Origin of the sequence: Wolbachia endosymbiont (group E) of Neria commutata, from assembly GCF_964026735.1 — a bacterium.
In the GTDB taxonomy this organism is placed as follows: domain Bacteria; phylum Pseudomonadota; class Alphaproteobacteria; order Rickettsiales; family Anaplasmataceae; genus Wolbachia.
In genome coordinates this window covers 1,083,857-1,095,926 of the sequence record NZ_OZ034692.1, presented here as the reverse complement: position 1 = coordinate 1,095,926, position 12,070 = coordinate 1,083,857, and the positions used below count along the sequence as shown (strand labels likewise).

Here is a 12,070-nt window from a genome sequence, read left to right as displayed (position 1 = left end):
TTTAATAATAAAATCAGTATGTTAATAATATGTTAACACAGAACCGGTGATTTCACAAGAAAATATGCCTGTAAAAGAAAAAAATTGTAAAAGCAAGAGTTATATAAGTAATACTGGATAAGTATTTTATGAACGTTGTTGTTACAATCCTTAAAGAAACATTGTGTATATAATCTTCACACACTACCTGCATTCCAAGAACTGCATGCCAAAAGATGCAAAACAGCAATACAACAAAAAATAAAAGCTCTAAAGGATGATTAATAGCTTGAAGTAATTTTTCATTAAGAAGTAAAGGAGTCTCGTTATAAAATGCACAAGAAAATGAATAGATAAACCAAGGAAACAAAAGCAGTAAAATTACTGCAGAAATACGCTGAACCCACCAATGATGTACTGAACTTCCAGATTGACTCATATAAACATAAATAAAAATGCGATTGTAGAAAAAAGTAGTGTCACTGTTAGCAGTATAGCGCTCCTTGAAACGCCGTTGATTTCTAGGTTAAGCCCCATATCCCACAATAAATGACGAATACCATTAAGAAAATGATATGTAAAACTTACAAAACATAAAATATACGCTAATTTAGCAACAGGAGTAGATAGTAATACATTTAAGTATCTTACTATGAACAGTTTAGGAAAATAAACATGTAATATGAAATGCCAAGAAAATATCATTAACAAAAAAAAGAGCAAGACACCAGTTAACCTATGCATAATAGAAAAAAAACTAGTAACTTGTATTTTATATATCTGTAAATGTGGAGAAAGAGGTCTATCGCTCATAAAATTTTACTGCTTGAAAATTCAAATAAACCGGGAATTAAAATAAAGTAGAAGTAAAGACAGCAGTATAGTGCATAACAACACTACCATTTAAAAGTGGTGAGTTATACACAAAGCGTAAGGAGGTAATCCAGCTGCAGATTCCCCTACCGCTACCTTGTTACGACTTCACCCCAGTCACCGATCCCACTTTAAATAACTCCCTCCTTGCGGTTAGGTCGTTAGCTTCGAGTGAAACCAATTCCCATGGCGTGACGGGCAGTGTGTACAAGACCCGAGAACGTATTCACCGTGGCATGCTGATCCACGATTACTAGCGATTCCAACTTCATGCACTCGAGTTGCAGAGTGCAATTCGAACTGAGATGGCTTTTAAGGGATTAGCTTAGCCTCGCGACTTTGCAGCCCATTGTAGCCACCATTGTAGCACGTGTGTAGCCCACTCCATAAGGGCCATGATGACTTGACATCATCCCCACCTTCCTCCAGTTTATCACTAGCAGTTTCCTTAAAGTCCCCAGCATTACCTGATGGTAACTAAGGATGAGGGTTGCGCTCGTTGCGGGACTTAACCCAACATCTCACGACACGAGCTGACGACAGCCATGCAACACCTGTGTGAAACCCGGCCGAACCGACCCTATCCCTTCGAATAGGTATAATTTCCATGTCAAGGAGTGGTAAGGTTTTTCGCGTTGCATCGAATTAAACCACATGCTCCACCGCTTGTGCGGGTCCCCGTCAATTCCTTTGAGTTTTAATCTTGCGACCGTAGTCCCCAGGCGGAATGTTTAACGCGTTAGCTGTAATACAGAAAGTAAACTTCCCATATTTAACATTCATCGTTTACAGCGTGGACTACCAGGGTATCTAATCCTGTTTGCTCCCCACGCCTTCGCGCCTCAGCGTCAGATTTGAACCAGATAGACGCCTTCGCCACTGGTGTTCCTCCTAATATTTACGAATTTCACCTCTACACTAGGAATTCCTCTATCCTCTTTCAATCTCTAGATTAGCAGTTTTAAAAGCAATTCCAAGGTTGAGCCTTGGGATTTCACTTTTAACTTACTAACCCGCCTACGCGCCCTTTACGCCCAATGATTCCGAATAACGCTAGCCCTCTCCGTATTACCGCGGCTGCTGGCACGGAGTTAGCCAGGACTTCTTCTGTGAGTACCGTCATTATCTTCCTCACTAAAAGAGCTTTACAACCCGAAGGCCTTCTTCACTCATGCGGCATGGCTGGATCAGGCTTTCGCCCATTGTCCAATATTCCCCACTGCTGCCTCCCGTAGGAGTCTGGACCGTATCTCAGTTCCAGTGTGGCTGATCATCCTCTCAGATCAGCTATAGATCATTGCCTTGGTAGGCCATTACCCCACCAACAAGCTAATCTAATATAGGCTCATCTAATAGCAATAAATTTTTCCCCCGTAGGGTGTATACGGTATTAGTTGTCGTTTCCAACAATTATTCCGTACTACTAGGTAGATTCCTATACATTACTCACCCGTCTGCCACTAAGTTATATCATAGCAAGCTACAATATAACTCCGTTCGACTTGCATGTGTTAGGCCTGCCGCCAGCGTTCATTCTGAGCCAGGATCAAACTCTCAAATTTAGACTTCAACCTATAAAAGGTTGAGGGTACATCGGATAAATCCGACAAAAAAATAATTTAGCTTAATACTGCTGTCTTTATTTCTACTTTAGAAATATTTTAACTTCCAACTATTCAAACAACTTTGAAAACATTATCATGTGATATAATTACTATGTCAATATGTTTTTGCAAAACAAAAAGCATTAATGTATAAATATATAACTATTCAGAATATTACCATGAAGAAATACATTTTTCTACTTGCATTAGTGCCAATATTAGTCGGCGTTACATTATACTTATTGCGCAATATTGATGACACAAAGCAATCTATAACCGCAGGCGACAAATTTTACAAAGTATTATTTTCCAATAAAGAGAATAATCCGCCGCTAGAAGGAATAGATGCAAATTGGGAATATTTAGCAAAATTTGAACATGCATTCAATCATATCTCAGATTCAACTTTAGAAGACACAATATCTACTTATAGTAATGTGGCAGATAATAAAGAAGCTCCCAATATTTTGCGTGAATTGGCACAATATTTAGAAGTAATGAACTCACTTCGTCTGAGCGGTGAAAAAATAGACGATGAAAAATTGGAATCAAGTGCAATATATCCTTATTCAAATAAAGAAGCCATTGCCATAATTAAGATACGCAATAAAGATACCAAAGGTGCGGTGGAAATATTGCGCTCATTATTAAATGATAGAAAATGCCCTATCTTAATAAAGGCCAATGCACAAGAATTACTCCAAATATATGAAAATTAATGATAGGAAATCTAAGCGGAATAGTTGATGAAATTTGCAGCGATCATATAATCCTGAATGTCAATGATGTTGGATATATAGTGTATCTTTCAGCTAAAACTGCTGGCTTTTGCTCAGTTGGAAGTAGAATTAAGCTACTTATCGAGACTTATGCAAATAGTAGAGAAAACATTCCTCAGCTATATGGTTTTATAAGCAAAGAAGAGCAGCAGTGCTTGAGGTTACTTGTTAAAGTGAGTGGCGTCAGTTATAAAACCGCAATGTCAATTTTGAGTAAATTAACTCCAGATCAGTTTTTTTCAGCAGTAGCAAATGAAGACAAAATGTTACTCAAGATTAGCGGACTCGGTCCAAAGCTTATAAATCGGATTATCACTGAATTACAAGGCAAAGTGAGCAAATTGGAACTAAATAACAATAACTCACATCCAATTAACGAGGATGCCATTTCAGCTTTGATCAATCTTGGATATGAAAAAACGAAAGCTTATGACACAATCAAAAAAATACTAGATGAATCACCCAACCTGGAAACCAAGGATATTATTCGCATGGCGCTTAAGGAGCTTTCAACGTTATGAATTCAATATCGTCCAGTAAAGAATATGCTGAGGATGTGCGCAATATCAACATTAGACCTGAGCAACTTGATGATTTTGTTGGGCAGAAAGATCTAATACAAAATTTAAAAGTGTTTATACATGCTGCAGAGATGAGAACTGAAGCCTTAGACCATGTTTTGCTATATGGCCCTCCTGGACTTGGTAAAACAACTTTAGCACAAATCGTTTCCAAGGAATTAAGAGTCAGCTTTCGAGCTACTTCTGGTCCACTGCTGAGTAAAGCTGGAGACCTAGCTGCAGTGCTTACCACTTTAAATGCAAAAGATGTTTTATTTATCGATGAGATTCATAGGTTAAATCGCAGCATTGAAGAGGTTTTATATACTGCAATGGAAGACTTTTGTTTGGATATATTAGTTGGTGAAGGCCCATCAACTCGCACTTTAAGGATAGATTTACCACCATTTACGCTAATTGGAGCAACAACGAGGCTTGGGCTGCTTTCTGCACCACTCAGGGATCGGTTTGGAATTCCTTTGCATCTTGAGTTTTACTCTTTTGAGGAGCTGGTTAATATTATAAAAAGAGGTGCGAGAGTCCTTTCTGCTGAAATTGAAGAAAGTGCTGCACAGGAAATTGCCTGCCGTGCACGTGGCACTCCAAGAATTGCTTTGAGATTATTAAGGCGAATAAGGGATTTTGTTGAAGCAGAAGATGATAAAAAAATTACTTATGAAGTCGCTGATTCTGCATTGCTAAAATTAGGTGTGGACAAAATGGGACTTAATAAACTTGATATGAGTTACTTAAAATTTTTATTCAACACTTCCGGTCCTGTTGGAATTGACACTATATCCATTGCACTCTCCGAAGATGTAGGCAATATTGAAGAAACAGTAGAGCCATATCTGATCAAAATTAGTTTTGTAAAGCGTACATCAAGAGGGCGTGTTCTAACCGATCAGGCAAGAGAGTATTTAAATCTTAAACTTTCATAATACAATCCAAAATACTACAAATATATTGCTCCAAGTCTGTTGGCCTGTTATGTAACGCTTGTATGCTAACTAAACAACCATCGCCTACAAGGCGATGGGTTGCCATTAAGTTAAGGAATAAACGGTTAAAAACTAGATCTCTTTCAAAACTCATATGGGTAACAACAAGTACGATATTGCAAAAAATAATATAGAATTCAAGAGCGTAATTCCTAGGCCCTGTGAACAAAATTTTATGAGAGCCATATAAGTGCCCCAACGAAGTTCAAAAATCCCATAAAAACCTCAGCAGTTTTATCAAAGCGGGAGAAAATCCGTCTGAAATGCTTTGTTTTACAAAAAAAACACTAGACCCCCTGCGAAAAGGTAGAAAACAGGTGAAAAACATTAAAAAGCGTATAAAATGAAAATTTTAGAAGAGTAAAATAGCAATAAGTTATGCAAAAGTTTCAAAGACCCAGTATATTTTCAGGCAATTAACGGGTCTGACAACAGAAGAATTTGAAAAAATTGTGGCAAAAGTGCGTCCAGAGTGGGAAAAAATGGAGGCGAAAAAGAAATGTCATGGAAGAAAATCGCATGTTGAGGCGCTAGAAGACAGGATTTTATGTGTTCTAATTTATTACAGAACGTACATAACGCATCCATTTTTAGGGTTTTTGTTTAATTTGCACAACTCAAATATTTGCCGACTTTTGAAGAAAATGGAGCCATTATTGGCCAAAAAAATTACTATAAAAAAGGATAGAACGCTGACTCCAGAAAGGATTTTAAAGATTTTGGCAGATGTCACGGAGCAACCGATACAGCGGCCAAAAGATGCAAAAAAACGTAAAATCTTATTCCAGAAAGAAAAAAATGACCACGATGAAAACCGAAATTGTGATTGAGGGAAATGGGCAAATTTTGTCAGTTTCAAGATCACATCGAGGTCGAATGCATGACTTTCGCATAAGGAAACAGGAAAAATTGTTGGCCAAAGATAGCATAAAATATGCCGATTCTGGGTATCAAGGTTGGCAAAAACTGCAGAAAAACGTTGTGATTCCGTACAAAAAATACCGTAAAAAGCCACTAACGGAGGAGCAAAAGGAGCATAATCGAAAGCTGGCATCGTTCAGGATGCGTGTGGAAAATAAGATTCGCGAGATCAAAGTTTTTAAGATTATGTCAAATGTTTACCGCAATTTTCAGAAAAAATATAACATGAGATTTAATATTATTGCGGGTATTGTGAATTTGAGGCATGGTTTTTAATAATTTTTGGACTGGGGATTTCTTACCAGATTTTATCAGCAACTTGCTTCACGTTGTTTCGCAGGGGGTCTAGTGTTTTTTTTGTAAAACAAAGCATTTCAGACGCATCTTCTCTCGTTTTGACAAAACTGCTGTAGTTTTTATGGGGTTTTTGAATTTCGTTGGCGCACTTATATGGCTCTCATAAAATTTTGTTCACAGAGCCTAGTTGTTTGTAAAAGTTGGTATTAGAATCTCTGAATACGTGATTCCTGGTTGGCTTTTTGCTACTTGGCAGGAATTTTTCTGCAAAATTTTTTCGGCTACGTTGCAAAAATCATCGATCAGGCAAAATAATTCTGTTATATTTTTATTCATGGGTAACCTCATTTAGTTTTCAAATATTTCCTGAGTTTACACTGTTTCCTTGGCTTTTCTATTGTTTTCTAATTCATAGTTGGGGTTTATGGGGTTTGTACTAACAAAAAAGAGGGCTAATATGAGTAATGTAGTTCGTTCAAACAAAAACTTCAGTGGTGATGATTTTAGTATCATAGGTTTGCAAAGAGCTGTTGATGATATTTTCAATAGACATCTTTCGAAACTAGCGTGAGGCCAAGAGAAGTATATAATAGTGATTTTGAGATGGGGGAAAATGAAATATAGCTAAAGCGGATAAGATTTTACCGATTAATAAACGTGGTATGGTCCAATGCTATAGCACTGCCATTAAGTTAAGAGAAAAGGATGGACTATATTAATAAATCAAGTAAAATTCCTAAACTTAAAGGAAAAATAATATGAGTAAAAAAAACAATAATCGAATTCATAAAAAATAAATTGATAAGTTTAAACTTTATAAATGATCACAAAGTATCACCAAAAGACTTTCTACGAAAAAGAAAATTGCCTTTTATTGATGTATTCATTTTGATTTTCAGAAAAAGTGTGAAATCATTACAAGTGATGCTCAATGAATTTATTCTGTACACGATGAGAGATTATACAGTTACTGCAAGTGCTTTTACCCAAGTAAGACAGAAGCTAAAGTATACTGCATTTTCAGAACTTAATGATGATGTAGTTTCCCTATATTACCAGGATCAGGAGTTTAAAACTCACCATGGTTTCAGGGTACTTGCATTTGATGCTTCTATATTAATTCTACCAAAAAGTGATGAGGTAATAGAGTAGTTTGGCTTAAGAGCAGTATGGAATGGAGTTCAGAGGTTTGAAGATTATACAAGTGCAACCTTTGAAGCTTGTTATGATGTGCTAAATAATATTGCAATAAAATCGGTGTTAAGTAGAGGTGACAGTTATGAAGTTGATTTAGCAACCGATATGCTTGAAAGCCTCAGTTCAGATGACTTACTAATCTGTGATAGAGGGTATGTATCTTATCGATTTATTGCCGAGCTTACGGAAAGGAAAATTAATTATGTAATTCGTTGTCCAAGTTCATCTTTTAGTGAAGTAAACGATATGTTTAAGCCGGGCAGTCCCTCTAGTACAATAGCAGTAGCTACTGCACCTATTAAAGTGGCAAGGCAGCTAAGAAAGCTAGGATTACCTGATGAAATGGAATTTAGGCTAGTTAAAATCATACTTTCCTCTGGTGAAATTGAAGTGCTAATTACATCATTATTAGATGAGCAGCAATTTAAGGTTGAGGAATTTGAAGAGTTATACTACTTACGTTGGGGAATAGAAACATTTTTTTCTAAACTCAAAGGAAGGTTAGGCTTAGAGAATTTTACAGGTAAAAGTGTTGAAACTATTAAGCAGGATTTTTGGTCAACCATTTTTATTAGCAACCTAGAAAGTATTATGACAGAAGATGTAGAAGAGGCATTGAATGCAGACCTAGCTGATAGTAAGCTTGAAAAAAGCATTAATAAATCTGTTTCATTTAATGCAATTAAAAACTTAGCTTTCGATATTTTTTCTACAGAATCGGACATGGATTGCGTTATGGAGCAATTATCTAAGTTATTTTTAACAAACACTTTAGTTGTAAGGAAGGGGAGGAAAGTTGATCTTCATAAGATATCTGATGTTCGTTCACTCAATTACCAAAAAAGGGCTAGAAAACACGTATTTTGAATACTACCCTACTCATTTCTGAAAGACAGTATTCCTGGAGCAACTTTTGTCAAATCTTCTGTAAAATGACTTTTAAATAAGCTATTTCTTAACTAATTTACATCTAAGAGTTTATCTACTTTAAAGTTTGCTCTATTTTGTTTTAGCATTTGCCATAACTCCTTAATCACTACAAACTTTTTTGTTCAATTTTTAGCCATTCCTTCCTTAACTTAATGGCAGTGATGTCAATAGCCCCCCTGCGAAAAGGTAGAAAGTAGGTAAAAACGACTAAAAAGCATGTAAAATGAAAGTTTTAGAAGAGGGAAGATGGCAATAAGTTACGTGAAAATAGCAAGAACACCATATGTTTTTAGACAATTGACAGGACTCACAACATCTGAATTTGAAAAAATTGTGGCAAAAGTGCGTCCAGAGTGGGAAAAAATGGAGGCGAAAAAGAAATGTCATGGAAGAAAATCGCATGTTGAGGCGCTAGAAGACAGGATTTTATGTGTTCTAATTTATTACAGAACGTACATAACGCATCCATTTTTAGGGTTTTTGTTTAATTTGCACAACTCAAATATTTGCCGACTTTTGAAGAAAATGGAGCCATTATTGGCCAAAAAAATGACCATAAAAAAGGATAGAACACTGACGCCAGAAAGGATTTTAAAAATTTTAGCAGATGTCACGGAGCAACCGATACAGCGGCCAAAAGACGCAAAAAAACGTAAAAAATCTTATTCCAGAAAGAAAAAAATGACCACAATAAAAACCGAAATTGTGATTGAGGGAAATGGGCAAATTTTGTCGATTTCAAAGTCACATCGAGGTCGAATGCATGATTTTCGCATAAGGAAACAGGAAAAATTGTTGCCCAAAGATAGCATAAAATATGCCGATTCTGGGTATCAAGGTTGGCAAAAGTTGCAGAAAAACGTTGTGATTCCATACAAAAAATACCGTAAAAAACCACTAACGGAGGTGCAAAAGGAGCATAATCGAAAGCTGGCATCGTTCAGGATGCGTGTGGAAAATAAGATTCGCGAGATAAAAATCTTCAAAATAATGTCAAATGTTTACCGCAATTTTCAGAAGAAATACAACATGAGATTTAATATTATAGCAGGAATTGTGAATTTGAGGCATAGTTTTTAATAATTTTTGGGCTGGGGATTTTTTACCAGATTTTATCAGCAACTTGCTTCACGTTGTTTCGCAGGGGGGCTATTGATGTACATACTGTTATGCAACAGCAACACATACAAAAAGCAAATTAAATAACTTTTAAGAGTGTTACTTATCGTACGGTAGCACTCTCACCTTAGCAGAGAGAATATGAGATTGGCTACCAGAAGAAGCGTTATCATCTCTATAACCTTAGACCCTTATCAATAATATACTTCGCTATATCTAGATGACCATATTCAGCGGCTAAGAGTAGAAGAGTTAGGTTATTATTTTCAATACTACCTTTGCTAATAAATTCTATAACCTTTTTTACAGTGCGGAGCAGTTCATCATCATATAAAACCATAGTTGATACTTATTAGATATACTCAATTTAGTATTTTCAAATTTATTTACAAAGCAACGTTTTTTTGAACTAAATATTTTGTAAAAGAAACATTCCTTTTAGTGCTATCTTAAATTCTTTTATTTACTTGTTTACTTTTATTTTCTCAAAAAAGGGCAAAAAAGCTACAATACGCTGAGAACATTTTCCGCAAAGTATGCATTATGAAAATAGCATTAAAGAATTACGGAAAGAAAATCACCCTATGTGGCTAAAGTATATTGGGGGGAAAGTAGGCCAATGGCGCGGGTTTTAGGGCTATGCTAAATCTGATATAGATACGTTCATGAAATAAAGCTGGGGTGACCTTTCAAATAAAACTCGTTCTCACGGGCGTTATGTAAAATGGCTGAAAGTGGCTATGTTCCTTATATTTTTATTGAATGTAATATTAAATTTAGTCCTTACCTAGCTGAGAATTGAGAATAAAAAAAGTTAAAATTTAAATGTAAAGTGGTCAATATTATACTTTTGCTCAGCACTGGATCCAAGCTAAAAACACAAGTCAAGCAGTTTAAACAAAATACTAAAATGCACATAAAAATATCTTGCACTGCTAACTTCCCTGGTTACTATAATAGCCAAGCTTAGCATAGTGGGTAGTCATATGGTATCTCTATGCTAAAAACACAACATCCAACAGATTATCTAAAAAAAGAAGGAGAATTTGTTAATCCACTAAAGGAACAAGCCTTGCAACAGAGATCCATCTTAAAGCACTTTAAACGTTCGGATAATTATGACCAGTAATATAGTAAGCAAATTTTTGAAAATAAGACAGAAAAAGGCAATTATCAGTATTGGTTGCAACAGTGAGCGTCACCATAATATTAAAAAACTATGAACTAAAATATGGAAAATGTTTTTTATAAAGTTCTTGTTAATTTTAGTGTTGCTATTTGATTCTAATTCTTGCATAATGCAGTAGATTTTTTTACATGGGGTGCAATGCAAATAGAAACAAAGCGTCATGCTGCAGCACTTAAAAAACTACAAGGTGTTATAAAACATACAGATCCAGGTGTCGCTGCTGGAAGGAAGTTAGCTATTAAAAGGTGGTTGGAAACTTATATAGAGCACATAAAATCCTTTAAGGATGATAAGCTGGGGTTTTTGTGTAATGTTTTTCAGGATGAGGGTTGTTGGTCAGGTACAAGATTGAATAATACTACCCTAGGACAAAAGTTGACTGAAGAAAAAATAGGGGAAATCGATAATCCACTTCGCAGATATGAAATAGCTTGTAGTTACTGTGTAGTAGATAAAATTCTTCCATTCTTTCAAAAAAGATTTGAATCTTACAAAAATAGTTTTTCTTCTGGTGAACTTGATAGTAGTGGCAATCTTATAACTGACAAATACATACGAAACTCACTTTTGAGTGGCATTGGGAGGAAAGGCCGTGTGTTCAATTTCTGGATAGATAAAGAGTCTGGAGAATTAAAGCAACCTAATAATGCAATAGAAGGTTTTGATAGTGCTGTAAAGTTTAAGTGGAGTGAAGGGGTAGAATATTTTTATAATCAGCTGGAAGAAAAAGATAAGGAGAAGAAGCTTACAGAAGCTATAATTGCTCTGTCTCGCGTTCAAGCTATCGAGGAAGATGCTCCTATTTTAGATTTTTGTATAAGGAATATAGCTGATAAAGATACTCTGTTACAGAATTTATTACAGAAAGATGATGGAGTATATTCCCTCTTTAATAGGCTGATAGGTTCGTGCTTTTTTGATACAATACATGATTTGGTAAAATGCTGGTGTTATAAAGGACTTTCAGAACAAGGAGATCATTCAGATCAAATATTCTCACAGAAAGAGTATACACTCCTTCTTTCATCACTTTCAAAAGTGATGTTGAAGAATCCTGAATCAAGCATCCAAGTTAGGTCCATTATTATGCAAATTTGGGAATGTAGCCGTTTCAATGAACACAAGAAGTCTGCTGTCGATGCTTCTAGTTTTCACGTTCCTATAGATACTGTACTTGCAGGATTAATAGTTAATTGGAAACGAAGTGGTAGTAACCTTGATGAGAAAAAAGAAATATTAGATATAATGTCATTTGCTAGAGATTCCTTTCCTGAAAAGTTTGAGTTCTTTAAAGAAAGCATAATAGAAGATCTTACGTTATGTGGCAGAGAAGGCATGAAAGAAAGTATAGATTACGGTGATGTGGCGGAAAAATTATTTTCTGAGCTAGGGATACTTCCTGGTCCTGTGGGTGATGGCCCTGGGTATGATCTACGGACACGATCTCAAGCTCATGGTAGTAGGAAAACATCTTTGCCACTCGATGGTTCTGGTGATGTTCCGCAGTCCAAGTTTGAATCTCCTGATGTGAGTGATGCTTCTGGTTCTCATAAGGAAAAAAGCATCTTTACGCTTAGTGGCTTTAAGTAGTCCACTCATGAGCTCTTGGTGTAAGTGGTTT

9 protein-coding genes, 1 rRNA gene and 4 pseudogenes are annotated in these 12,070 nt (G+C 35.8%); 8 read left to right on the top strand and 6 right to left on the bottom strand.

Annotation, left to right across the window (positions count from 1 at the left end; translation table 11 throughout):
- Positions 1 to 52: 52 nt before the first annotated feature.
- From sdhD to AAGD89_RS05810, 3 genes are all read right to left on the bottom strand, one after another.
- Positions 53 to 418, bottom strand: a complete 366-nt coding sequence (gene sdhD, locus AAGD89_RS05820) for a succinate dehydrogenase, hydrophobic membrane anchor protein (protein ID WP_341808117.1) — start codon at positions 416 to 418, stop codon at positions 53 to 55.
- Positions 415 to 792, bottom strand: a complete 378-nt coding sequence (gene sdhC / locus AAGD89_RS05815; RefSeq protein ID WP_341808116.1) for a succinate dehydrogenase, cytochrome b556 subunit — start codon at positions 790 to 792, stop codon at positions 415 to 417. The genes sdhD and sdhC overlap by 4 nt, the downstream gene beginning before the upstream one ends.
- A 118-nt stretch (positions 793 to 910) precedes the next feature.
- Positions 911 to 2,414, bottom strand: a 16S ribosomal RNA gene (locus tag AAGD89_RS05810).
- Positions 2,415 to 2,602: 188 nt separating this feature from the next.
- Here AAGD89_RS05810 and AAGD89_RS05805 point away from each other — a divergent pair.
- The 3 genes from AAGD89_RS05805 to ruvB are packed head-to-tail and all read left to right on the top strand — an operon-like array spanning position 2,603 to position 4,736.
- Positions 2,603 to 3,175 (top strand): hypothetical protein, encoded by a 573-nt coding sequence (locus AAGD89_RS05805; protein WP_341808115.1) that lies wholly within the window; start codon positions 2,603 to 2,605, stop codon positions 3,173 to 3,175.
- Positions 3,175 to 3,756 carry a Holliday junction branch migration protein RuvA gene (gene ruvA / locus AAGD89_RS05800; RefSeq protein WP_341808114.1) on the top strand — a complete coding sequence of 194 codons (582 nt, stop codon included), beginning with the start codon at positions 3,175 to 3,177 and terminating at the stop codon, positions 3,754 to 3,756. The genes AAGD89_RS05805 and ruvA overlap by 1 nt, the downstream gene beginning before the upstream one ends.
- Positions 3,753 to 4,736 (top strand): Holliday junction branch migration DNA helicase RuvB, encoded by a 984-nt coding sequence (ruvB, locus tag AAGD89_RS05795; protein WP_341808113.1) that lies wholly within the window; start codon positions 3,753 to 3,755, stop codon positions 4,734 to 4,736. The genes ruvA and ruvB overlap by 4 nt, the downstream gene beginning before the upstream one ends.
- A 233-nt stretch (positions 4,737 to 4,969) precedes the next feature.
- Here the strand turns inward: ruvB and AAGD89_RS05790 are convergent.
- Positions 4,970 to 5,080, bottom strand: a pseudogene (locus AAGD89_RS05790) (IS5/IS1182 family transposase); the annotation flags it as partial.
- Positions 5,081 to 5,161: 81 nt separating this feature from the next.
- On the opposite strand from AAGD89_RS05790, the pseudogene AAGD89_RS05785 reads away from it, so the two are divergent.
- Together AAGD89_RS05785 and AAGD89_RS05780 are read left to right on the top strand one after the other, a co-directional pair.
- A pseudogene (locus AAGD89_RS05785) lies at positions 5,162 to 5,993 on the top strand (transposase family protein).
- A gap of 76 nt (positions 5,994 to 6,069) precedes the next feature.
- Positions 6,070 to 6,180 (top strand): annotated as a pseudogene (locus tag AAGD89_RS05780) (IS5/IS1182 family transposase); the annotation flags it as partial.
- A gap of 17 nt (positions 6,181 to 6,197) precedes the next feature.
- On the opposite strand, the gene AAGD89_RS05775 reads toward AAGD89_RS05780, so the two are convergent.
- Entirely contained in the window at positions 6,198 to 6,350 is a 153-nt protein-coding gene (locus AAGD89_RS05775; RefSeq protein WP_341808112.1) for a hypothetical protein, read from the bottom strand.
- A gap of 441 nt (positions 6,351 to 6,791) precedes the next feature.
- Here AAGD89_RS05775 and AAGD89_RS05770 point away from each other — a divergent pair.
- Together AAGD89_RS05770 and AAGD89_RS05765 are read left to right on the top strand one after the other, a co-directional pair.
- Positions 6,792 to 8,078 (top strand): annotated as a pseudogene (locus AAGD89_RS05770) (IS4 family transposase).
- Between the two features lie 309 nt (positions 8,079 to 8,387).
- Positions 8,388 to 9,221, top strand: a complete 834-nt coding sequence (locus AAGD89_RS05765) for a transposase family protein (protein WP_341808111.1) — start codon at positions 8,388 to 8,390, stop codon at positions 9,219 to 9,221.
- Between the two features lie 214 nt (positions 9,222 to 9,435).
- On the opposite strand, the gene AAGD89_RS05760 is transcribed toward AAGD89_RS05765, so the two are convergent.
- Positions 9,436 to 9,600 (bottom strand): hypothetical protein, encoded by a 165-nt coding sequence (locus AAGD89_RS05760; protein ID WP_341808110.1) that lies wholly within the window; start codon positions 9,598 to 9,600, stop codon positions 9,436 to 9,438.
- Between the two features lie 987 nt (positions 9,601 to 10,587).
- Here AAGD89_RS05760 and AAGD89_RS05755 point away from each other — a divergent pair.
- The gene (locus AAGD89_RS05755; protein ID WP_341808109.1) at positions 10,588 to 12,039 is read left to right on the top strand and encodes a cytoplasmic incompatibility factor CifA; all 1,452 of its coding nucleotides are present in this window, start codon (positions 10,588 to 10,590) and stop codon (positions 12,037 to 12,039) included.
- The last annotated feature ends 31 nt before the right edge of the window (positions 12,040 to 12,070 follow it).

Coding starts and splice junctions, on each gene's coding strand:
- sdhD (WP_341808117.1), bottom strand. CDS start 418: ATGAGTCAATCTGGAAGTTCAGTACATCATTGGTGGGTTCAGCGTATT.
- sdhC (WP_341808116.1), bottom strand. CDS start 792: ATGAGCGATAGACCTCTTTCTCCACATTTACAGATATATAAAATACAA.
- AAGD89_RS05805 (WP_341808115.1), top strand. CDS start 2,603: ATGTATAAATATATAACTATTCAGAATATTACCATGAAGAAATACATT.
- ruvA (WP_341808114.1), top strand. CDS start 3,175: ATGATAGGAAATCTAAGCGGAATAGTTGATGAAATTTGCAGCGATCAT.
- ruvB (WP_341808113.1), top strand. CDS start 3,753: ATGAATTCAATATCGTCCAGTAAAGAATATGCTGAGGATGTGCGCAAT.
- AAGD89_RS05775 (WP_341808112.1), bottom strand. CDS start 6,350: ATGAATAAAAATATAACAGAATTATTTTGCCTGATCGATGATTTTTGC.
- AAGD89_RS05765 (WP_341808111.1), top strand. CDS start 8,388: ATGGCAATAAGTTACGTGAAAATAGCAAGAACACCATATGTTTTTAGA.
- AAGD89_RS05760 (WP_341808110.1), bottom strand. CDS start 9,600: ATGGTTTTATATGATGATGAACTGCTCCGCACTGTAAAAAAGGTTATA.
- AAGD89_RS05755 (WP_341808109.1), top strand. CDS start 10,588: ATGCAAATAGAAACAAAGCGTCATGCTGCAGCACTTAAAAAACTACAA.